This is a genomic window from Limnohabitans sp. MMS-10A-178 (genome assembly GCF_003063375.1).
GTDB lineage: Bacteria > Pseudomonadota > Gammaproteobacteria > Burkholderiales > Burkholderiaceae_C > Limnohabitans_A.
Genome location: NZ_NERY01000001.1, coordinates 1,709,190 through 1,729,957 on the forward strand (window position 1 = coordinate 1,709,190; position 20,768 = coordinate 1,729,957).

The window sequence follows — 20,768 nt, forward strand, 5'->3', positions numbered from 1 at the left end:
CTTGCGTCGTCCTCGTTCGAAAGTGGGATAGCGATAAGCATCCCCTAAGAAAATAAATTTTGGACTTTTTTAATTTCTACACATTTCAAGAGAAAAATGAAAAATAAAGTCAATTCAATTTAAAAAATTAGTTTTGCAATGACGCCGCTATCGTTAGCGGTATTGGCTGCATTGACAGGTTCGCATGTTTCTGCCCAAGAAACAACGATGTTGGAGCCTGTCATCGTGACAGCGACAAAAGCCGATCAACCATTGCTTGGCACACCTAACTCTGTAACGGTCTTCAATAAGGATCAAGTTGAAAACTATCGAGTTAGGTCAGTTGAAGATTTAGCAAAGTACACACCTAACTTAAAGTTAGACAGTGGCTATGGCGCTGGCTCAAGAGGTTTCTTGTCCATTCGCGGTGTTGGTAACACACCAGGATCAATGGATCCATCTGCATCCGTATATGTCGACGATGTCCCGTATCACGACTTTATGACTTATGCACAACCTTTGTTCGATGTTAAGCAAGTTGAAGTGCTCAAAGGTTCTCAAGGCACACTTTATGGCGGCTTTGCTCAAGCGGGTGTGATTGATATTCGCTCTGTCTTGCCAGGTAAAGAAACTAAGCGCAGTGTTTCTTTAGATGTTTACTCACCTAGAAATACCCGCGCCACTGCTTCCTTGTCTGGTGCTGTGAATGATGTTTTGAGTGTCGGTGTGTCTGTGCTGGATGAGCGCGGTGAATCGTTTATCAAAAACGTGACCCTCGGTAAAAGAAGTGATCGTCAACAAAATGCAGTTCGCCTGCAAGGCGTGTTGAGGCCAGACGCTGACACAGAAGCTTTGCTAACTGTCTTACACCATAGCCAACGAAATAACGGGGGCTCAGACTACCTACCAGTAAACCGAGCGACTTACAACACTTATTCTGGAGTGAGTACAGGTAATTTTGAAATTGCAAACAATATTGAAGGCTACCAAAACCTGGATACAGATGCGCAATCTTTGCGTTTGAAAAAACGCACTTCAGGGGTGGAATACACCGTGGTTGCGGCAAATCGTGAGAGTAAAAGTAAGTCCCTGGTGGACTTCAACTACACACCTACTAGTACAGGAGGTTTGTATGCTTCTTCGAGTGACGACAAAATTACGAATCAGTACTTTGAGACGCGAGTAAGATTATTGCCAACGTCTTCGAACGATGCAGACGTGACATTTGGTTATTCTTGGATGAAGCAAAAGTACGATGTGAACAATGTTGCAAGCACTTCAAGCTTCGGTGGATTCACAGGCGTTTATGACTTGATTAAATCGAACGGCACAAACAACAGTGTGTTTGCGAATGCACGTATGCCTATGAACAAAGATGGGCTGTCGATGATTGGTGGAGTTCGTTACGAAAAAGCAGAGCGGTATGGCCAAAATGGGCCGTCCGACTTCCGGTCAGCGCCCCAGGCACCATACTTTTGGGATGGCATAGTTCAGCCGACTACGATTCAGTCAAATCAAGTGACTTGGAAACTTGGACTGAGTAACATCATGTCAAATGGCGCAGACCTGTACGCTCACGTAGCTACCGGTTGGAGACCGGCCGCTGTGAATTATTACTCAGAGGGGCCGAACCCAAGAACTGTACACAAAGAAAAGTCTATGACCTATGAGGCGGGCTACCGTCATGCCACAGAGTCACAGTACCTTTCAGCGGCTGTTTTCTTGACAAAAATTAATGACTATCAAGAAACAAAATACGGTGCTAACCCTGGCTCTGGTTATTTGGCTAATGTTGCCAAAGTCGAAATTCCTGGCTTTGAAATTGAAGCCAAGCAAGCTGTGACTAAGTCAATCAGTGTTTTCGGCGGCCTTGGCTACACACATGCTCGCTTTGATAAGTATTCAGAATTTCCAGCTCTCGAAGGTAAGCCACTTGGCAACAGACCCGACTGGAATCTGCATGTGGGTTCAGAGTACAAAACAGGTCGTATGACTTACGCTGCAACAGTTGTTGCCACAGATTCCTTTTACTCTGCGTATACAACCGCCGGTGCAACAACCAAAGTTGACGGACATCTGGTGGGCAACCTCCGCGCCACTTACAAGGAAAAAGACTATTCCTTGACTGCGTTTGTCGATAACGTCGCGAACAAAGAGTATTTCTTGAATGCAGGTTATTACAACTATGGAGCTTCACAGCCAAGAGGACAAGTTGGATTGCCTCGCACTGTGGGCGTTAAATTGAGAATGGACTTTTGATGAAGCAACGCCGTAATTTTTTAAGTGCGGCGGTTCTGCTCACCCTGTTTAGGGCGAGCGGAGCGAAGGCCCATGAGTCACAGTCGATGCAATCTACCCCTGCATCCTCAAGCTCAACACATGACATGTCTGGCATTCCTGCAGACTGGCGGGGCAACGAAAAAATTGCCATGTTGCTTTATCCGGGCTTCACGGCTCTGGATTTTGTAGGTCCCCAGTATATGTTCGGCAATTTGATGGGTGCTCAGATTTATTTGGTTTCCAAAACACTTGAACCAGTGATGAGCGATACCCAGATGGCGATCATGCCCAATGCAACCTATGACGATATTCCAAAGGATCTCGACATCTTCTTTGTGCCAGGTGCAGGGTCGGCCATCTTTGATGTCATGAATGATATGTCGACGATGGCATTCATTCAAGACCGCGCGTCTAGGGCCAAATTGGTTGCTTCGGTCTGCACGGGTTCGGTCATCTTGGGTAAGGCGGGCTTGCTGAAGGGCAAGCGAGCAACAGGCCATTGGATCTCTCGTCAAGAGTTAGAGGTGTTTGGTGCGATTCCCGTAAATGAGCGTGTTGTCTGGGATGGTAACTTGGTGACAGGTGCTGGGGTGTCAGCAGGTCTGGATCTCGGGCTGGAGATCATTGGTCGATTGAAGGGAGATTTCTTTGCGGAGTCCATTCAGCTCCTTGCGGAGTACGACCCGAAGCCCAAGTATCAGTCGGGAAGACTGGAGACCGCAAAGCTTGAAGTTCGAAATTTGATGGAGCGCATGTTTGTCGGCTATCGAAAGAAAATTCGCGCTATGGTTCCTTAGTGCGGGACGGAGCAGTTCGAATCCCCGACGTCACCAAAAAAGGGGGGTCTGGAAATTCACGTAAAAAGCGGCTGTCTCAACATTTAGAAAGATGAACTGGACACCAAGTGCTTGATTTGCTTGCCCATCAAAAACTTAGGCGGTTTATGATGAGGTATGTTCTGCCCCGCCAAGACTATTTCGAACTGGTTCCAAGTCGTTCGAACAATTTACAACCCGTTCGGGGCCTCCTTGGGTGCGCTCCTAGAACACCTTCTGGACCAGACAGGCTTCTTCATAGGCCTCAATGTCTTTGAGCCGGTACAAAACTTTCCCCACGATTTTCAAGTACTGCGGCCCTTCGCCGACGGTGCGCCAGCGCTGAAGGCGTGCGACTGAACACACCCAACGATCGGCGAGCATTATTTCGGTCAGGATTTGGCGGGCAGGTTCGGCCGGGACCTCTGGAGCCAGGTGTTGGGGTTCGAACTTGGGTTCGTTGGCTGCGGTTTTGGCGATGCCGCTGGACAAGGCGTCCAGCACGTCACCCATTTTTTCAGTCCGTGGGTTCGAAGACGAGGTGTAGCTAGTAGCCATGGGCTTGCTCCTTGATGCCTATATGCAGTGGTTTCATATAGGTTCATACCGGTTGGCTGGGTTTTTTTCTCAGCAGGGGGTGGTGCATGCCCCGCGAGGTTTTATTTCGACCATTAAAAACGGTGTGTTGTGGGCCTGTCAAAAGCAGTCGCACCTAACAATTTCGCGATTTTGACTTGGACCACGTTGACTTTTGTCATAATCGGGCGATGCATACCCTGCGCAACTCAAAACTCATCGCCAAACTGGTGTTGGTGTGGTTTGCGCTGTTTTTGGGTTCTGCCATCGCCGCCACAGTCATCAAGCCTGATAGCTTGCAAATGGTCTGTACGGCGAGCGGCGGCATGAAAATGGTGGACATAACTGGGGATGACGGGGAGCTCAAAGCCTCGGCTAGCATGGATTGCCCACTGTGTGCTTCAGTAACGGCTCCGCCCCCACCGTTGACCGTTCAATTCGAAAAATTCTCCCCCTTGGCGCATGCCCTGCACCCAATTGCAGCGGCCCACATTGCGTCTGTCACTGCGCCGCCGCTTCCTTCGCGCGGACCTCCGAACTCCTCTCTTTGATCTCCAAGCGGGCATAGCACATAGGTGCTGCCCCTTTTTGGTTGGCGACCTGCTTCTTGCAGGAACTCGCCTGCGATCTTTGAAGGAAAAATCTGTGATTAATTATTTCTCTCCTCGCGGAGCAATGCGCGGCATCGTTTTGGCTGCAGCTACAGCTTTGCTATGGGCCTGCTGGGCCATCGGCTACGTACAAGGCTTTTCTGGGGTCAGTGCCCCTGAGGTCATTTGGATATTAAATTAATTAAGAAAGAATCAAATGAAAAAATTTAACTTAACCCCCATTGCAGCTGTCACGTTGATGTTAAGTGTCAGTGCCTTTGCGCAAGTTTCAATGCAGACGCTTCCCGCAGTCATCGTTACCGCAAGCCCAATTATTGAGTCCAATAACATAGATGGTTTTTCAGGTTTTTCGACAAAAGTTACCGATGCCCAGATCAAAGACTTGGGTGCTTTGGATCTGGCTGCAGCTTTGCGAATGACGCCTGGAGTGCAGATTTCTCGCTACAACGAAGTTGGCTCGTACAGCGGTGATCAAGGCGGTAATGTCTACATTCGCGGCATTGGTGCAAGTCGTCCAGGCAGTGAGATCAAAACCTATTTAGATGGTGTTCCAGTCTACATGGGTATATGGAACCACCCGTTGATGGATTTATTGCCATTGAGCGGCATCGGCTCCGTAGAAATCTACAAAGGACCGCAGAACCTTTCTAGTGGCAATAATTTTGCGTCTATCAACCTTCACACGAAGCGAGCGAAACAGGACGGCGTGCAAGGCGATGTGAATGCTTCGGTCGGTTCTTTTTCAACCAAAGTGATACAGGCCAATTTGCTTGGTCGCAAAGATGATGTTGATTTTTCTCTTGCCTTTGGTAGTGTTGACTCCAATGGCGCAAGGCCAAACTCTGATGGCACTTTGCGTAATGCCATGGGGCGGATCAGCAAAAAGATCGATAGCTCATGGAGCGTGGGCGCAAGCTTTCTATCGGTCGATAACAAAGTTGGTGATCCCGGTGACAACCGATTTGCCGTATCCAATGCAGCGATTGGGCCCTACAGTTTTTCTAATGGTATTGGCAAAAACGATTCGACGACAAATATGTTGACTGCGTTCGTGTCGCATCAGCACGGTGACTGGAAAGGAGAGTTCAAGGTCTACGACAACCAAGGACATAACAATTTGACCAACGATGCCAACTGGGGAACCTTCAACAGCTCTTACAGGATGACCGGTTTCCGTTGGAAGGAGGAGTTCTCTCCGTGGCAAGGCGGTCAAGTGGTTGCTGGTGTTGATCAGGAAATTGTTTCTGGAGCCATTAGCGGCCCTCACGTTGGTTCTGCCGTAGGCACACCGTTTGCGTTTGGTACAGCTGGTTCAGCTGATGTGCCTTCATTCAAAGTTGTCTCAACATTTGCTGGCGTTAATCACAAAATTGACTTGGCCAATGGATGGGTCATGCAACCATCAGTGGGTATGCGGTTTTATAACAGCAACTTTTATGAATCAAAAGCAGCGCCCAATGCTGGTGTTTCTTTGATTTCCGAGGCAGTGGTTATTTATGCCAATTATTCAGAAGCTTTGCTGTATCCAGGTGCGGAGACCTACACCCTGACCCGTGCCATCCCAATGGCGTTTGCTGCAAATAACGGATGGGACCGTTTGTCACCATCGGAAGATAAGCACACTGAAATTGGTCTGAAGTGGGATGTCAGCGCCAAAACGCATATTGACTTCAGCGTTTTCCAAGATGAAATCAGCAAACGTTATGTTTGGACAGGTTTTTATGGTGGTGCGATTGCAAATCCTGCCTCCGGGACTTGGTCAAATAACTTCCCTTCCTACAAGGTCAATGGTGCCGAGTTGTCTGTCAAGCATGAAATTAACAGCCAATGGATGATGTTTGGCGGTGTAACGGTGCTCGACTCATCGTTGAGTAACCTCCCATACGCCCCTAAGACAGCCGTCTCTACTGGCGTGACAGGCACGGTTAGCGGGTACCGCGTAGCCTTCGACGCGCAACATCAAACCAGCATGTATTCTTTGACTCAGGATCGCGGCACTTTCTCACCCAATGAAGTTGCGTCATTGACTGTTGCAAATGCACGAATTGCTTACCCGATGGCTAGCCTTGGCAAAAAAGGTGAGATATATGCAGCAGTCAATAATCTTTTTGATGCCAACTATCAATACAACGCGGGCTACCCTATGCCCGGTCGTAATTTCCGAGTTGGCGTAATAGCAAGCTTCTAATTGAAAGTCGACCCTTATGAAAAAGAATTCACTCTCAACTGTGTTGCTGGTTCTAATGTTTACACTTCCTTGTGTGCAATTGTTTGCACAAGAAGTTAAATCTGCGAATCACTCGGCAACTCATGCTATGACGGATGCTCAATCCATTGAGCATGTGATGAAGGCATTGTTTGAAAAGCCTGATGCACCGTTGAAGGTTTCACCAATTTCAATTGAAGGTGACTATGCCGTTGCAGGCTGGATTCAGGATCAACGGGGTGGTCGCGCTTTGTTAAAAAGAGAGAAAAATAAGTGGTCAATCCAAGTGTGTGGAGGAGATGGGTTGACACAGGCCAATACACTTACCATGACTGGTATGTCAAGCGCTTCAGCAAAGCGCTTGGCAGCCAAAATATCGACTGCAGAAAAAAACATACCAACTGAGCAAGTTAAAAAATTTGCGCTATTCGAAGGAATGGTGAAGGTTGATGGCGGGAAGCATGATCCACATGCGAGCCATGGTTCTAATGCGCATTCGAAATGACACAGTGAAAACTTTCGGTAAAAGAAGATGTCTCAACATTTAGAATGATGAACCGGACCCCAAGAGCTTGATCGGCTTGCCCTTGGGGGATTTAGGCGGTTTGCGATCTGGTATCTTCTAGCCCGCCAGTAACTTCTTTCAAAGCTTCCCCTGATCTTTTACAAAGTCACCCTTCAATGGGGTGTTCCTACCAGGGTGCTGTTGAATCAGGAACTCTATTTTTCTTTTCGAAAAAAATTGAACCTGTTTAAAAAAGTTTTGATTTTTCCTAAAAACTCTTTACCGAGTAATGCGATGCTTAGTACAAAAGCGATCTCGCCACCAACAATCAGAGCGGTCGTGATAGCAGCGCTCTTCTCAATGGATAAATTCAAAAAAGGCAGACTTGCAATGGCTGCCCAAGACATGAATGACAATACAAAAAGGAAGTAGCCAATTACTTTTTTCATTGTTCTTTCTAGTCGGGTTTTGTAATTAACAAGTGTTCATGGCTCACTATTCGTTGAGCTGCTTCTGGAAACAAGCAAGCCACCAAACAGATCGGCTATCGCGCAGGCGGTGGCCTTCGTGTTCACTGCCAAACCTACCTCGCTTCCCAGTTGAAGACCGCTAAACAGCGCCAGCAAAATGGCTGCAGTGCCATCGCTGTCAACCGACTCACGAATCCAACCCTCAGCCATTCCCTGCTCGAGTTGACGCGAGATCATTTGTCGCAATGTTTGGTCTACCGCTAGCAGCCTTTTTCGGCCCTCGCCGTCGCGAGCCAGTTCCAACCAACTGTCGGTGCCGAGCTCGAACCCTTTGGGCTCAATGAGTTGTTCGAGTTCTTCCGCTGTAATTTGCGTCAGCCAGAGAATGCCCTCTTTTGTCGAGAGTTGCGCGATTTCCGATCGCAGGCGCTCGAACTCATCATCGGCGATGGCTGCGATCATCGATCGCTTGTCGGGAAAGTGACGGAAGAGGGTGCCCGCGCTGAGGCCCGCTTCCGCACAGATGTCTTCAGTTCGCGCAAGGTGAAAGCCCTTGGCTTTGAAGACGCGGGCAGCAGCTGCGAGGATGTCCTGTCTGCGCGTCGCATGCAACGCCTCGTCCCGTGTTCTGGCCATGCTTTTCCTCAGCAAAGAATTATGGATGGAGTAATTCGTCGCATTATATTAAAATCTGGCAGGTCTTAACTTGATTGAAGTCTGACATGGTCACCCCTTCATCCTCCTTGCCTATCGCCCCGATGCCGCGTCAGGAGTTCGCTGACGAACTGCGCGGCTTCGCTCTGCTTGGCATCATCTTTGTCAATGCCCCATTCCTCGGTATTTCGGCCGACGGTTTCACTGCAGACTCGGTACTCGCCTGGTATGACCGCGCAGCAGCATTTGCCGTCATAGCGTTGGCACAGGCGAAGTTCTATTTGCTGTTCGCTTTCTTGTTCGGATACAGCATGCACTTTATTGTCAAAGAGGAAGGTGCAACTTCTGTACGCCGTTTCCGGCGTCGACTGCTGGGCCTCGGTGTATTGGGTATTGCGCATGCAGCACTTCTTTTTGTGGGTGACATCTTGTTTTTATATGCAGTTTTGGGAGTCACTCTAATTTGGATGCGCCGTCTGAGTGATCGGGTGGTTATGCGCGTAGTAGTTCTTGCTGGGATTGTTTGGGTACTTCTACTGACTGCTCTCCCGTTGGCAGTGATGTCAGTTATGGCAGAGCCCGCCGGATCTTTTTCTGATGAGGAGTGGATTGTTGCCAGTCAATCGTTTAATCAAGCGATGCGAGAGGGCAGTTTTTTCGAGGCAAGTGCTGCGCGGATTTCTTTCTGGACCTTGGCATCATCATCGATCTTTTTTCTCAACGGCTTGGGCGTACTGGCGGCGTTTGCACTCGGCCTAGTGGCTGGCAGACGCAACCTTTTTGCTCGACCCGAACTTCACAGGCCACTTTGGCAGTCTGGTCTGCGCTGGGGTCTAAGCACCGGACTGTGTCTCGGATTCCTGTCGGCGTGGCTCGTTGTAGGTCCTGGCGCACAGGTCGGCTCTTGGGGGCTGCGCGAAACGGCAGGGATAGCACTCGGATTCGCTGGAGCGCCGCTACTCAGCTGGGGTTATGTATCGGTACTCGCCACAATGCATGCAGGTGGCGTGCGGGGTCTAGCCATCTTCAGGCCGGCGGGTAGGATGAGCCTGAGTTGCTATATTGGAGAGTCGCTCATGCTGTCGTTGGTTTTCTGCGCCTATGGTTTGGGCCTGTTCGGCAAGCTCAATGCGGGAGCGGTATCGGCGCTGGCTCTGGGTACTTGGATTGCACTCGATTTGCTTGCAAAAGCAACGCAATCTCGCTGGGCGTCAGGACCTTTGGAAAGCTTGCTACGGCGATTTAGCGCGGGTTGATGGCTGGTATCTAGGCATCACAAAAAGAGCTCTTAAAAATCACGTTTGTCGCATTGATTCTTAAGTTTTAGAAAAAAGCCGGTGAATAGAGCTGCGCAGCCAAGCATGGCCTGGATCTTTTTGCAGGCGCTGGTGCCAATGAAGCTGAACATCGATCACTGGCGCTTTAACTGGCGTAGGCACAGCGCGTACTTGCCCGTGTTGTACACAAAAGTCGGCCAGGTCTTGGGGTACGGTTGCAATCAAGTCTGTCGATTCAATGATGGGCAATAAGCTCAAAAAATTGGATATCTCCAGAACCACGCGTCTAGTGATGCCTTGTTGCAAAAGGTGTTTTTCAAAAACATGCTCACGGCCATGCGGCTTGACGACCACATGCGAGGCTGCCATGAATTCGTCTAAGCTCATTCGCTCGCCAATCACAGGATGTTTTATTCTGACCAAACTCACATGTGAAGAACGCATCAAGCGCTGCTGAAAAAAGCCCGCCTTCTGCAAATCTGGAAAGTAGCCCATGGCCAGGTCGGCTGTACCAGATTCCAAACTATCGGCGGCAGCATGCCTTGGCATAGCCAAGGTGCACAGTTTCAATTGAGGTGCTTCGTGAGTCAACATGGCCAAGATGCGAGGCAAAAAGTTAGCTTCGCCAATGTCAGGCATCAGTACCGTGAAAGTTCGATTTGACGAGCGCGCTTCAAACTGAGCGGGCTGCAAAATTTCGCTTTGCACCATTTGAACAACCTGCCTCACAGCCGCGCTTAACTGCAAGGCGTGGGGTGTTGGTTTCATTTCTAATCCGGCACGAATGAACAAAGGGTCATCTAGCAAGAGCCGCAAACGACGCAAGGCCGAACTCATGGCGGGTTGACTCAGGCCAATGGCTTCGCCAGCGCGGGTCACATTGCGGTGTTCCAACATGGCGTGAAAGGCCACAAGTAGGTTTAAATCGACGGCTGCAATATTCATCGGCTGAATTCTACCTATTCAAATAATTGTCTGGATGAATTAATTGTAGATCTCTAAACTGGGCAGCTCGGATCTAATTCCAATCTTTGGAGACTCCTAATGAAGGTCCTCAATTGACATGAAGTTGGCGCGCTACCTCAATGAACAGATTGCACAGATGGTGGCCGAATCTTCGGAACGCCTGGTAGGCCCTGCCACTTTGCAGCAACTGGTTAAGACCAATGGTCTGAGATTTTTGGGCTTGCCCTCACTTTCTTGAATAACGATTTATGACCCATGCTTCCTCATTGGTTTCTGCGCTGCGCAGTGTTGCGCTCACTGTTCCAGACCTTACTTTGGCTGAAGAATTTTTCACTCGCACCTGGCATTTGCTGGTGGTCGCCCGAACAGAAAAGGCTTTGTACTTTCGCGGCGCAGGTTCCGACCACCATCTGCTGGCATTGCACCATGCGCCGGGTGCTGCGCAGATTCTGCACATCACGCTAAGAGCGCGCAGTTTGGATGCGCTGGCACTGGCTGCACAAAGGACGGCGGCTGCAGGAGGCCATGTGTTGTCACCGACTGCGCCTTTGAATGAACCCGGTGGGGGGCATTCAGTCACTTTGGCTGACCCTGATGGCCGTGTGTTTCGTTTGGTGTACGACGACGAACAACTCGAAGCCATCGATGCACCCGACATGCCTATGCGCTTGGCTCATGTAGTGCTCAACAGCAGCCATGTTGAAGACACTCGCAAATTCATGGAGACGGCTTTGGATTTCTCTATGTCCGACCGCACCCGCATCATGGCTTTTATGCGTTGCAACAACGACCATCACAGCGTGGCGCTGGGTGATACCGACAACAACGCCCTGAATCACATTGCCTTCTTGATGCCAGATATCGACGCCGTCATGCGCGGTGGTGGACGCATGCAAGAAGCAGGCTTTCCCATCGAATGGGGCCCAGGCAGACATGGCCCGGGCGACAATGCCTTCAACTATTTCATCGGCCCCTTTGATGTCGTCATTGAGTACACCGCCGAGGTCGAGCAAATTGATGACAGTTACCAGACGGGCCAGCCGAGCGACTGGACTTGGCCGCCTGGTCGGTTCGATCAGTGGGGTATTTCGCCACCCCCAAGTGCACGCTTGAAAGAGGCGCAGCGTGCTGTTGTGTTTGTCCGTTGAAGGAGACACCAGTGTTTGATGTTGCCGTCGTTGGATTTGGCCCCACTGGCGCTGTGGCAGCGGGGCTACTGGGTTTGCAAGGCATCCGCACCTTTGTCTGCGATGAACAGACCGAGGTGTATGACAAGCCACGCGCTATTGCACTCGATCACGAAATCATGCGTGTGTTTCAGCAACTGGGTATTGCTGAAGCCATAGAGCCTTTCATGGAGCCCTTCACCAACTCTGAGTTTTATGGTGTTGATGGGCAGCTCATCAAATGCATGTCGACTGTGGCGCCGCCATACCCGCTGGGTTTCTCTCCGTCCCTGGTTTTTACGCAGCCCGCACTAGAAGCGGTGTTGCGCCAACGTGTCAGTGGCATGCCCTCTGTGCAAGTCAAGCTGGGTCATCAAGTGACTGCTTTGCAGACAAGCGATGATGCGGTCTCAATCACCGTCACCAATGCACAAGGTCATAGCAGCCAAGTGACAGCGCGCTTCTTGATTGCATGCGACGGAGCTTCTAGTTTTGTCCGAAAACAGGTGGGCATTGAACTGGAAGATCTAGGCTTTGACGAACCTTGGCTGGTGGTCGATGTCAAGGTGAACGAGAAAGGCATGGCCAAACTGCCCAAGGTCAGCATGCAATATTGCGAACCGCAAAGACCCTGCACTTATGTCATCGGACCCAAAAATCATCGCCGCTGGGAAATCGCCATTAATCCCAATGAGGATCCGAAACAGATGGCAACACCTGAAGCCACCTGGAAGCTTTTGTCGCGCTGGCTGCAGCCTGATGAGGCCACTTTGTGGCGGCAGGCTAGCTATCAATTTCACGCACTCGTGGCCAAAGAATGGCGGCACAAGAGAGTTTTTATTGCAGGCGATGCCGCGCACCAGCAGCCGCCTTTTTTAGGTCAAGGCATGTGCCAAGGTATTCGAGATGCGGCCAACCTTTGCTGGAAACTTGCCCATGTACTTCACGAGCGCGCAAGCGATGCATTGCTCGACAGCTATTGCACTGAACGCAAAGGCCACGTCACTGAGTTGACTTCACGCATCAAGGGCATTGGCCAATTGGTGGGGCAGCGTGACTTGCAAAAAGCCAGGGAGCGCGACGCCAGATTGCTTGCTGAATGCGGCGGTCAGGTAAAGCCCACACCGCGGCAAAACGTTCAGCCTGCGCTTGTCGGAGGCTGTTTGGACTCAGCCAAGCATTTGGCGGTGGGCACTTTGTTTCCACAAGCCTGGATAGAACAAGCTGCCAGCCCAGTTCGCATGGACGATTTGCTCGGTTGTGGCTGGCGCTTGCTGCTCCAATCTGATGTCGATACCAGTTGGGAACAAGCAGCAGCTGCTGCGCAGCCTAGTCTGAGCCTGAAAGTGCAAAGACTGAATGCGCCCGGTTTTCAAGAGTCTTCCGGTGTGTTGGCCTCATGGTTTGAGCGCATGGGCTGCCAAGCGGCGTTGGTGCGACCAGACCACTATGTGTACGGCGCTTTCAATAACGCGCAAGACCTTCAGGCCGCACTAATGGTGTTAAAGCCATGAGTTTCTATTGATTGATTGACCTTATTGACTTCACTTCTATACCCATAAAACCACCATGAAATTTCTCAGCTATTCTTTTCAAAATCAAGCCTCTTGGGGCTTGGCTACCGATACCGGCGTTGTCTCTTTGCACAGTGCCCAATATCCAACTTTACGAAGCGCCCTGGTCGCTGGGGTTTTGGAAAAACTAGGTGCTTCAGTCCTAGGTCAACCCGACACTTGCACGCTAGCGCAAATCCAATACTTACCCGTCATTACCGACCCCGGTAAGATCATTTGCATTGGTCACAACTACGAAGAGCATCGTGTTGAAACCGAGCGCGATAAGACAGAAAATCCCACCGTATTTTTGCGTGTGGCAGATTCACAAACAGGCCACCTGCAACCCTTGCTCATGCCGCCTGAATCAGATCACTTTGACTACGAGGGTGAAATTGCTGTGGTGATCGGTAAAGGCGGCAGACGAATTGCGCGCGATCAGGCTTGGGAGCATGTGGCAGGTTACAGCGCTTACAACGATGGCTCGGTGCGAGACTGGCAACGTCACACCACGCAGTTCACACCCGGAAAAAACTTTGTTGGCACTGGCGCCTTTGGACCTGTCTTGGTCACGCGAGGCGAAATTGCTGATGGTGAGGAGTTGAATTTGACCACCCGTTTGAACGGTCAAGTGATGCAGCATGCCACCACGGCCATGTTGATTTTTCCAATCCCTCGCTTGATCGAATACGTTTCCACTTTCACCACATTGGCACCTGGCGATGTGATTGTCAGTGGCACACCCGGTGGTGTGGGTGCACGTCGCAAGCCACCAGTTTGGATGAAAGAGGGCGATCTGGTCGAGATCGAAGTGTCCAAAATTGGGGTTCTGAGTAATCGAGTTGAAAAAGAAAAAATTTGAAGGTAAGCCCGTTCTTCTGAACGGGGGCCTTCAAAAGCAAGAGTTTTAGACGGGTGTCATATTTTTTAATGAAACAGGAGACAAACATGCAAAGAAGATCATTCAATAAAGCTTTGTTGTCGGCAGCTGCCGCATTGACCGCTGGTACGCAGGGAGTGGCTTTGGCGCAAGCCTGGCCTGCTCGGCCTATCAAGTGGATCTTGTCGCAGCCTCCAGGAGCAGGACCAGATATCTTGGCGCGTTTTGTTGCCGACAATCTGAGCCGACGCTTGGGTCAGCCCATCGTGGTGGAAAACCGACCTGGTGGACAAAACGTCATTGGTGCGCAAGCGGCCATGCGATCTCCGGCCGACGGCTATACCTTTTATTACGCCACCACTGCCGCCATGGTCACCAACGTCTTTACTTTCAAGGCCTTGCCTTACGATCCAGAGAAAGACTTTGCCCCTGTTCGTTTGATTGGTCGCAGTCCGTTTGTCATCGCTGCTGGTCCAGCTTTCAAAGGCAACAACTTGGCCGATGCCATTGCACTTGCCAAAGCTCAACCTGAAAAAGAGGCCATTGCCACGGAAGGTCCCAAAACCTTTTCGGGCATGCTGGCCGATTCTTTCGCCGCCATGGCGGGCTTCAAATACACCCATGTACCCTACAACAAGGCACCCGAGGCTATTCAGGATTTGATCGGTGGCCGTGTGAACTTTATTTGTTTACCTGAGGCAGCACTCCTAAGTTACATTCGCTCTGGTCAGATCAAGGCCTTGGCGGTTAGCTCAGCTCAGCGCACGGTCAACTTGCCCAATGTGCCTACCTTGTCCGAAACCTTTGCTGGTTTTGAATACACCGGTTGGAACGGTCTGTTTGCACCTGCAGGAACACCTGCGGCCATTTTGGAAAACCTTAACCGTGAACTGGAGGCGGTACTCAGGCAGCCCGAAGTGACGCAGCGATTGTTGGCACTGGGATCGATCCCTGAAGCCAAAATGAGTGTGGCTGAGTTTGACGGATTCATGCGTGCTGAAAGGACTCGCTGGGCGGGTATTGTGAAGGCCATTGGCATCAAGCCAGAATGAGTTTGATGGGGGCTCAGGGTTTGATAACCCAAAAGCCCTCTAGGACGCGTTTGGGTAAAGACCCTATTTTCAAGTTGACAGTTCATAAGTGCTCTGGACTTTCTGAAGGGCGCATTGACATTGCGCACACTGCGTTGGTCTGACCCTGTCATCACTCGGGTTTTGTATTTCGCAATGATATGATCTTTGGAAGACATAGATTCACAAGGAGACAAGCAATGAGCCGCAGGAACAGCATTAAATTTCTAGCGACCCTCTCCCTTCTGGCTGCCATGGGCTCTGTTCATGCGCAGGCCAACTATCCGAACAAAGCTATACGTTTGGTCGTGCCTGCAGCACCAGGGGGTGCGGCCGATTTCTTTGCCCGTCTCGTAGGCCCCAAACTTGCCGAAGCCCTAGGGCAGTCAGTGGTCATTGAAAACCGCTCGGGTGCCTCTGGCACCATTGCAGCCGATTTGGTCGCCAAGTCTGCTGGCGATGGCTACACGGTTTTGATTGGTCAATCAACCAGCGTGGTGGTGGCGCCGCACATGTATGCCAAACTCAATTACGACACCCGAAAAGATCTGACACCGATCACGCTGGTAGCCGAGATTCCCAACGTGCTGGTGGTGCACCCCAGCGTGCCAGTTAACAGCGTGCAAGACTTAATCAACCTGGGGCGTTCAAAGCCCGACACTTTGAACTACGGTTCTTCGGGTAATGGCGCACCCACTCACTTGGCTGGCGAAATGTTTGAAATGGCCACCGGCGCCAAAATTCGCCATGTGCCATACCGCGGTGCAGGCCCTGCCACCAATGCCTTACTGGCTGGAGAGGTTCAGGTTATGTTTGGCCCAGCGGTAGCTGTGATGCCGCAAGTGCGTTCGGGCCGAATCAAAGCGCTGGCCGTCACATCGGCGGCCCGTTCGGCCGTAGCCCCCGAGCTCCCCACACTGGCCGAGTCTGGCCTTAAGGATTTTGAAATCACTTCGTGGTTTGGCTTGTTTGTGCCGTCTAGTACACCAGCGGCCGTTGTCGACAAGCTCCACCGCGAAACTGCCAAGGTGCTTCGCTTGCCCGACGTGCAGGAACGCTTTGCCAAAGAAGGCGCCACGGCTGGTGGCAACGCGCCAGCTGCCTTTGCCGAGTTTGTCCGTGCCGAGTACGACAAGTTTGGCAAGCTTGTGAAAAGCAAGGGCATCACTGCCGATTAAAACCACGGGGGCAACCCCTTCTACTGCTCAATTTTCCAGGAACATTCATGAACAAAACCGAACTCTCTTCCTTGCGGCCCCGGGCCGACCAGCCCATGTCGCTCAACATGAAGCTGATCTCGCACAACGAGCTGCAGGGCTTCGGTGGCATGGGCGAGGGCGTTGCCATGCAGATGGCCGACGACGGTCGCCGAATTCTTTGGCTGGCGCATGAATCGGCTCCCAAGAACTTCACCGGTGTTGATGTCACAGACCCCAAAAATCCCAAGGTCATTGTCCAGACTGAGTTGCCGCACATGAAGATGCGATCCAACTCCCTAGACGTGGTGGGCAACATCATGGTGGTGGCCAATCAGGTCAAGGAGCTGGGTGACAAACCCGCTGGCATCAATATCTATGACATCAGCAAGCCTGAGACGCCCAAGTTGTTGTCTCACTTTGATTGCTCTGGTCCTTACTCTCGCGGTGTTCATGCGGTCTGGTTTGTCGATGGCAAAACGGTGCACATGGCTGCTGGTGCGCACGACTTTCAGCCGCGCAATCCCAAAGACGATCAGATCTACCGCATCATCGATATTTCCGATCCCACCAAACCCTTCGAGAAGGGCCGTTGGTGGTATCCGGGCACCCGCGAAGGCGACAGCGCGCCACCGCCCCCACGCTTGCCGGCTCAGTTTGATACAGGCTTCCGTGCGCACAACACCAACGTGTTTCCTGAAAGGCCAGACCGTGCCTATCTCGGTTACATCGATGGCGGCGCCATTGTTCTGGACATCAGCAACCCATCAGACATCAAGATGGTGTCGCACTGGAACCATTCGCCACCATTCAATGGTTTCACTCACACGCTGCTGCCATTGTTCGAACGCAATTTGTGGATCGTCTCGGATGAGTGCGTGCAAGACGACGGCAAAGACTGGCCCAAATTGGTGTGGGTGGTCGACTCGCGCCTAGACAGCAACCCACTGCCTATCGGCACTTTCCCTGCACCGCCCTACGACACCTTTGCCAAGCGAGGTGGCCGCTTCGGCGCACACAACCTGCACGAGAATCTGCCCGTCTCTTGCTCCTTCCGTTCGGAAACATTGTTCATTGGCACGTTCTTCAATGCGGGCGTGCGGGTGTATGACACCTCCAACCCCTACCAGGTGCAGGAAGTGGCGTATTACGTGCCGGCTGCGCCTGCGCTCTCGCCCCAAGGTGCAGTGCAGCTCAACGACGTTTATGTAGACGATCGGAAATTGGTTTACACCGTCGACCGATTCTCGGGTGGTCTTTACATCCTCGAAATGAATGTCTGACGGCTTTGCAACGGCGGGCGCACGTGATGTGCTCGCCAGCAAGATTCCGGTCACCCTGATCACCGGCTTTCTGGGCGCAGGCAAGACCACCCTGGTGAGTAAACTCATACGGCACCCCGATATGGATCGGGTGGCCGTGGTGATCAATGAGGTGGGCGAGATTGGGATAGACAACGACCTGGTCAAGATGTCTACCGAGAACGTGAGCTTGCTGGCCAACGGCTGCCTGTGTTGCAGTGTGCGCACCGATTTGCAAGACACCTTGCGCGAGCTCTTTGGCGAGCGTCGCGCTGGACTCATTCCTGATTTTGACCGAGTCATTATCGAGACCACGGGCCTAGCCGACCCGGGCCCCGTAATTCAGACACTGTCGAGCGACACCATGTTGGGCGCGCACTATCGCCTCGACGGCGTGGTTACGCTGGTCGACGCCATCAACGCACCAGACCAGATGGCTCGCCAGCCAGAGTTTCAACAGCAGGTGGCGCTAGCCGATCGCGTGTTCATCACCAAGTCCGACTTGGCTGAGCCTCAGGCGCTGTCGTCGCTGGCTCAGGACATTGCCAGCATCAACCCGCGTGCCGATATTCAAAGCTGCCCCATGGGCGAGGTGCACCCGCGTGAGCTCAAGGGCTTAGGCCTACAAAGCAATAGGGCGAGTGCCGACACGCTGCGATTTTTGGGTGAGCTTCAAGACAATGCACCTGCCAATGGTGAAGACGGCGTTGCCAAGGAGCCCGGCTACTTGGGTGCCCGGCTGCCAGGTCGGCATCACCCTTCGGTGCGCACGCTGTCATTGCGTTTCGATCAGCCTTTTACTTGGGCCGCTTTCTCTGCGGCCGTGGAGTTGCTAATTTCCTTGCGGGGTCAGGACATGCTGCGCGTTAAGGGCATTGTCAATGTCGATGGCAGCCCGGTGGTGGTGCAGGGCGTGGGGCATGTATTCCATCCACCAGTTACCCTAGATCGCTGGCCCAGTGAGGATCAGACAAGCCGCATTGTTTTCATCACCCGCAATATGGAAGCCGATCGATTGCGGGCGCTGTTTGAGGCGGTGGGTGGCATTGGAAGCAGTACCCCTGATTAATTTATTTAATCAAGTTTGATACCAGTATTGGTAATGATGGTGCCCCATTTGCGGGTTTCGCTGTCAATGAATGTTTTGAAACTGGCTGCAGTGCCGCCGCCAACAATCAAGCCTTGTTTGACCATGCTTTGCCTAAATGCAGGCTCAGCCATGGCCGCATTGATGTCGGCATTCAATCGGTTCACAACATCCGCTGGTGTGCCAGCGGGAGCGAAGATGCCGTTCCAAGCCAAGGCATCAAAGCCAGGAAAACCAGCTTCGGCAACGGTCTGCAAATCGGGGCGTGTGGGCAAACGTTGTTGGCTAGTGACCGCAATCAATTTAAGGCGGCCGCCTTGCACCAGAGAAAGCAATGCTGGTTCTACAGCCAGCAATGCTTGAGTTTCGTTTTGTGCCACAGAGAGAGCGGCAGGGGGCGAACCATTGAACGGAACGTGTGTGGCTTCAAAACCTGCAGAGGCCTTGAGCAATTCCATTGACAAGTGAGAAGAGCTGCCAAGGCCAACAGAGGCATAGCTCACTTTGTCGCCTTGAGATTTAGACCAAGCAATAAACTCTCGCAAATTGTTGGCAGGGTGTGCAGCAGGTACCGCCAACACATTGGGTTGAGAGCTTGTGAGCACAATGGGCAGTAAATCCTTGGCAGGGTCGTATGGCATTTTCTTGAACATGAAGGGTCCAAAAGCGATGGGGCCATTGAAGCCAATGCCAAGTGTGTAACCATCTGCAGGAGCTTTGGCAACCAAGTCCATGCCAATGGTGCCGCCTGCCCCTGGCTTGTTGTCAACCACCAAAGGCTGTCCCCAACGCTTGCTCAAAGTTTCGCTCATGCCGCGCACAATGACGTCCAAAGAACTGCCTGCTGGCGCAGGCACAACAACTTTGACGGGTTTGGTGGGCCAAGTTGTTTGAGCTGCAGCTGGCATGGCCACAAGGTTGATCAAACAAAGGCTGGCGCTGGCCAATGTGGTTTGAAGCAGCGTGCGTCGGGTAGAGGAAGATTTCATGATGGTCTCCATTGGAATTCAAATAATTGGGGTCAGATTAACATTAATTTCCAATCAGTGAGGGCTGAAGGCAAGGGGGCTGAACGATTTCTGGTACTCCAGTATGAGGAAGCCCCCTTGCCTTCAGCCCTCACTGATTGCCTAAATTAATGTTGATCTGACCCCAATTATTCTTATTCGGCTTTGATGCCTGCGCGTCGAATGATTTGGGTATAGCGCTCGAGTTCCACCGCAATGATGCGGCTAAATTCAGCGGGCGTTGTGGCGTACAAGTCAAAGCCAATGTTTTGCAGTTGGTCGCGCACCTCGGGTTGGCTCAAAATGGCGGCAACGGCTTTGTGCAGCTTGTCAATAATGGCGGGTGGTGTGCCGGCTGGGGCTAAGAGGCCTTGCAGGTTGTCAGCCACCACCTCTGGAAAGCCCGACTCAGCCAGAGTAGGTACGTTGGGCATCACGGCGCTTCTGCGGGCGCTGGTTACAGCGATGGCTCGCAGGGTGCCAGCTTTCACGTGTGATGTGGTGGGGGGCAAAGCGGAGCAACCAAAGGTGAGCTGGTTGCCCAACACCGCATTGACCACGGGCGCTGCGCCTTGGTAGGGAACATGAATGGCCTCGCCATTGGCAGCCATCTTCAAACCTTCACAAGCAATATGCGGCGTAGTGCCAACACCAGGCGTGCCATAAGTCGTGGGGTTGCGCTTTTGCTTTAAGTGAGCCGCCAAATCGGCAACATTTTGAATGGGCGAAGAAGGGTGCACGTAAATGATGTTGGGCGATACCGCTGCATAGGTGATGGGCGCAAAATCTTTGATGGGATCAAATGGCGCTTGCATGGCGGGGTTGGACACAATGTTCGAGCTGGAGAACAACAAGGTATAGCCGTCAGCAGGGGATGTGGCCACGCTCTTGATGGCAATGTTGCCGCCCGCACCCGTTCTATTTTCAATCAAGATGGGTTGACCCAAAGAATTTTTGAGGTGGGTTGCAATCACTCGAGCAATGACATCGGTAGGGCCGCCAGCTGCAAAGGGAACTACCACGCGAATGGGTTTGTTGGGGTATCCGTCTGCGCTTTGGGCGTGGGCTTGGGCTTGGGCTTGTATTGGCCCGGTTAAAAACAATGCGCACAGGGCGGCTAGGGATGTGCTGAACAATTTCAATGTCTTCATGACGTATCTCCTCTGAGG

General features: G+C 51.8%; 20 protein-coding genes. 14 read left to right on the top strand and 6 right to left on the bottom strand.

Translation table 11 applies throughout. The features are described from left to right. Window positions 1-138 precede the first annotated feature (138 nt). Entirely contained in the window at window positions 139-2,238 is a 2,100-nt protein-coding gene (locus B9Z32_RS08550; RefSeq protein ID WP_108420800.1) for a TonB-dependent receptor, read from the top strand. Next, window positions 2,238-3,056 carry a DJ-1/PfpI family protein gene (locus B9Z32_RS08555; protein ID WP_108420801.1) on the top strand — a complete coding sequence of 273 codons (819 nt, stop codon included), beginning with the start codon at window positions 2,238-2,240 and terminating at the stop codon, window positions 3,054-3,056. The genes B9Z32_RS08550 and B9Z32_RS08555 overlap by 1 nt, the downstream gene beginning before the upstream one ends. Window positions 3,057-3,299: 243 nt before the next feature. Here the strand turns inward: B9Z32_RS08555 and B9Z32_RS08560 are convergent, their stop codons facing one another. Next, window positions 3,300-3,587, bottom strand: a complete 288-nt coding sequence (locus B9Z32_RS08560; protein WP_108420802.1) for a hypothetical protein — start codon at window positions 3,585-3,587, stop codon at window positions 3,300-3,302. 221 nt (window positions 3,588-3,808) lie between these two features. Here B9Z32_RS08560 and B9Z32_RS08565 point away from each other — a divergent pair, with 221 nt between their 5' ends. From B9Z32_RS08565 to B9Z32_RS08575, 3 genes are all read left to right on the top strand, one after another. Further along, entirely contained in the window at window positions 3,809-4,201 is a 393-nt protein-coding gene (locus B9Z32_RS08565) for a DUF2946 family protein (RefSeq protein WP_233248145.1), read from the top strand. A 256-nt stretch (window positions 4,202-4,457) separates the two neighbouring features. After that, window positions 4,458-6,449, top strand: a complete 1,992-nt coding sequence (locus B9Z32_RS08570; RefSeq protein ID WP_108420804.1) for a TonB-dependent receptor — start codon at window positions 4,458-4,460, stop codon at window positions 6,447-6,449. Window positions 6,450-6,465: 16 nt separating this feature from the next. Further along, a complete protein-coding gene (locus B9Z32_RS08575; protein WP_108420805.1) occupies window positions 6,466-6,972 on the top strand; it encodes a copper uptake system-associated protein in 507 nt (168 codons plus the stop codon). Window positions 6,973-7,187: 215 nt separating this feature from the next. On the opposite strand, the gene B9Z32_RS08580 is transcribed toward B9Z32_RS08575, so the two are convergent. Continuing rightward, window positions 7,188-7,421, bottom strand: a complete 234-nt coding sequence (locus B9Z32_RS08580) for a transporter suffix domain-containing protein (protein ID WP_108420806.1) — start codon at window positions 7,419-7,421, stop codon at window positions 7,188-7,190. A 36-nt stretch (window positions 7,422-7,457) separates the two neighbouring features. Continuing rightward, complete coding sequence (locus B9Z32_RS08585; protein WP_108421100.1) at window positions 7,458-8,078, bottom strand: TetR/AcrR family transcriptional regulator; 621 nt, start codon at window positions 8,076-8,078, stop codon at window positions 7,458-7,460. 86 nt (window positions 8,079-8,164) lie between these two features. Here B9Z32_RS08585 and B9Z32_RS08590 point away from each other — a divergent pair, with 86 nt between their 5' ends. Beyond that, a complete protein-coding gene (locus B9Z32_RS08590) occupies window positions 8,165-9,352 on the top strand; it encodes a DUF418 domain-containing protein (RefSeq protein ID WP_108420807.1) in 1,188 nt (395 codons plus the stop codon). Window positions 9,353-9,412: 60 nt separating this feature from the next. Here the strand turns inward: B9Z32_RS08590 and B9Z32_RS08595 are convergent, their stop codons facing one another. Further along, on the bottom strand, window positions 9,413-10,318 hold the full coding sequence (locus tag B9Z32_RS08595) for a LysR family transcriptional regulator (RefSeq protein WP_108420808.1): 906 nt from the start codon (window positions 10,316-10,318) through the stop codon (window positions 9,413-9,415). Window positions 10,319-10,436: 118 nt separating this feature from the next. Here B9Z32_RS08595 and B9Z32_RS14130 point away from each other — a divergent pair, with 118 nt between their 5' ends. From B9Z32_RS14130 to B9Z32_RS08630, 8 genes are all read left to right on the top strand, one after another. After that, window positions 10,437-10,577, top strand: coding sequence for a hypothetical protein (locus B9Z32_RS14130; RefSeq protein ID WP_158268191.1), 141 nt, complete (start codon window positions 10,437-10,439; stop codon window positions 10,575-10,577). Window positions 10,578-10,587: 10 nt separating this feature from the next. After that, complete coding sequence (locus B9Z32_RS08600; protein ID WP_108420809.1) at window positions 10,588-11,487, top strand: VOC family protein; 900 nt, start codon at window positions 10,588-10,590, stop codon at window positions 11,485-11,487. A gap of 11 nt (window positions 11,488-11,498) precedes the next feature. Beyond that, window positions 11,499-13,019: a bifunctional 3-(3-hydroxy-phenyl)propionate/3-hydroxycinnamic acid hydroxylase gene (locus B9Z32_RS08605; protein WP_108421101.1), complete on the top strand. Its 1,521-nt coding sequence runs from the start codon at window positions 11,499-11,501 to the stop codon at window positions 13,017-13,019. Window positions 13,020-13,074: 55 nt separating this feature from the next. After that, window positions 13,075-13,920: a fumarylacetoacetate hydrolase family protein gene (locus B9Z32_RS08610; RefSeq protein ID WP_108420810.1), complete on the top strand. Its 846-nt coding sequence runs from the start codon at window positions 13,075-13,077 to the stop codon at window positions 13,918-13,920. A gap of 86 nt (window positions 13,921-14,006) precedes the next feature. Continuing rightward, window positions 14,007-14,990 carry a tripartite tricarboxylate transporter substrate binding protein gene (locus tag B9Z32_RS08615; RefSeq protein ID WP_158268192.1) on the top strand — a complete coding sequence of 328 codons (984 nt, stop codon included), beginning with the start codon at window positions 14,007-14,009 and terminating at the stop codon, window positions 14,988-14,990. Window positions 14,991-15,208: 218 nt separating this feature from the next. After that, entirely contained in the window at window positions 15,209-16,186 is a 978-nt protein-coding gene (locus B9Z32_RS08620; RefSeq protein ID WP_158268193.1) for a tripartite tricarboxylate transporter substrate binding protein, read from the top strand. Window positions 16,187-16,233: 47 nt separating this feature from the next. Beyond that, window positions 16,234-17,487, top strand: a complete 1,254-nt coding sequence (locus B9Z32_RS08625; protein WP_199219962.1) for an LVIVD repeat-containing protein — start codon at window positions 16,234-16,236, stop codon at window positions 17,485-17,487. Continuing rightward, window positions 17,480-18,574 (top strand): GTP-binding protein, encoded by a 1,095-nt coding sequence (locus B9Z32_RS08630; RefSeq protein ID WP_108420813.1) that lies wholly within the window; start codon window positions 17,480-17,482, stop codon window positions 18,572-18,574. The genes B9Z32_RS08625 and B9Z32_RS08630 overlap by 8 nt, the downstream gene beginning before the upstream one ends. A 5-nt stretch (window positions 18,575-18,579) precedes the next feature. Here B9Z32_RS08630 and B9Z32_RS08635 read toward each other — a convergent pair whose 3' ends face one another. Further along, the gene (locus B9Z32_RS08635; RefSeq protein WP_108421103.1) at window positions 18,580-19,581 is read right to left on the bottom strand and encodes a tripartite tricarboxylate transporter substrate binding protein; all 1,002 of its coding nucleotides are present in this window, start codon (window positions 19,579-19,581) and stop codon (window positions 18,580-18,582) included. Between the two features lie 173 nt (window positions 19,582-19,754). Next, on the bottom strand, window positions 19,755-20,750 hold the full coding sequence (locus tag B9Z32_RS08640; RefSeq protein WP_158268194.1) for a tripartite tricarboxylate transporter substrate binding protein: 996 nt from the start codon (window positions 20,748-20,750) through the stop codon (window positions 19,755-19,757). Window positions 20,751-20,768: the final 18 nt, after the last annotated feature.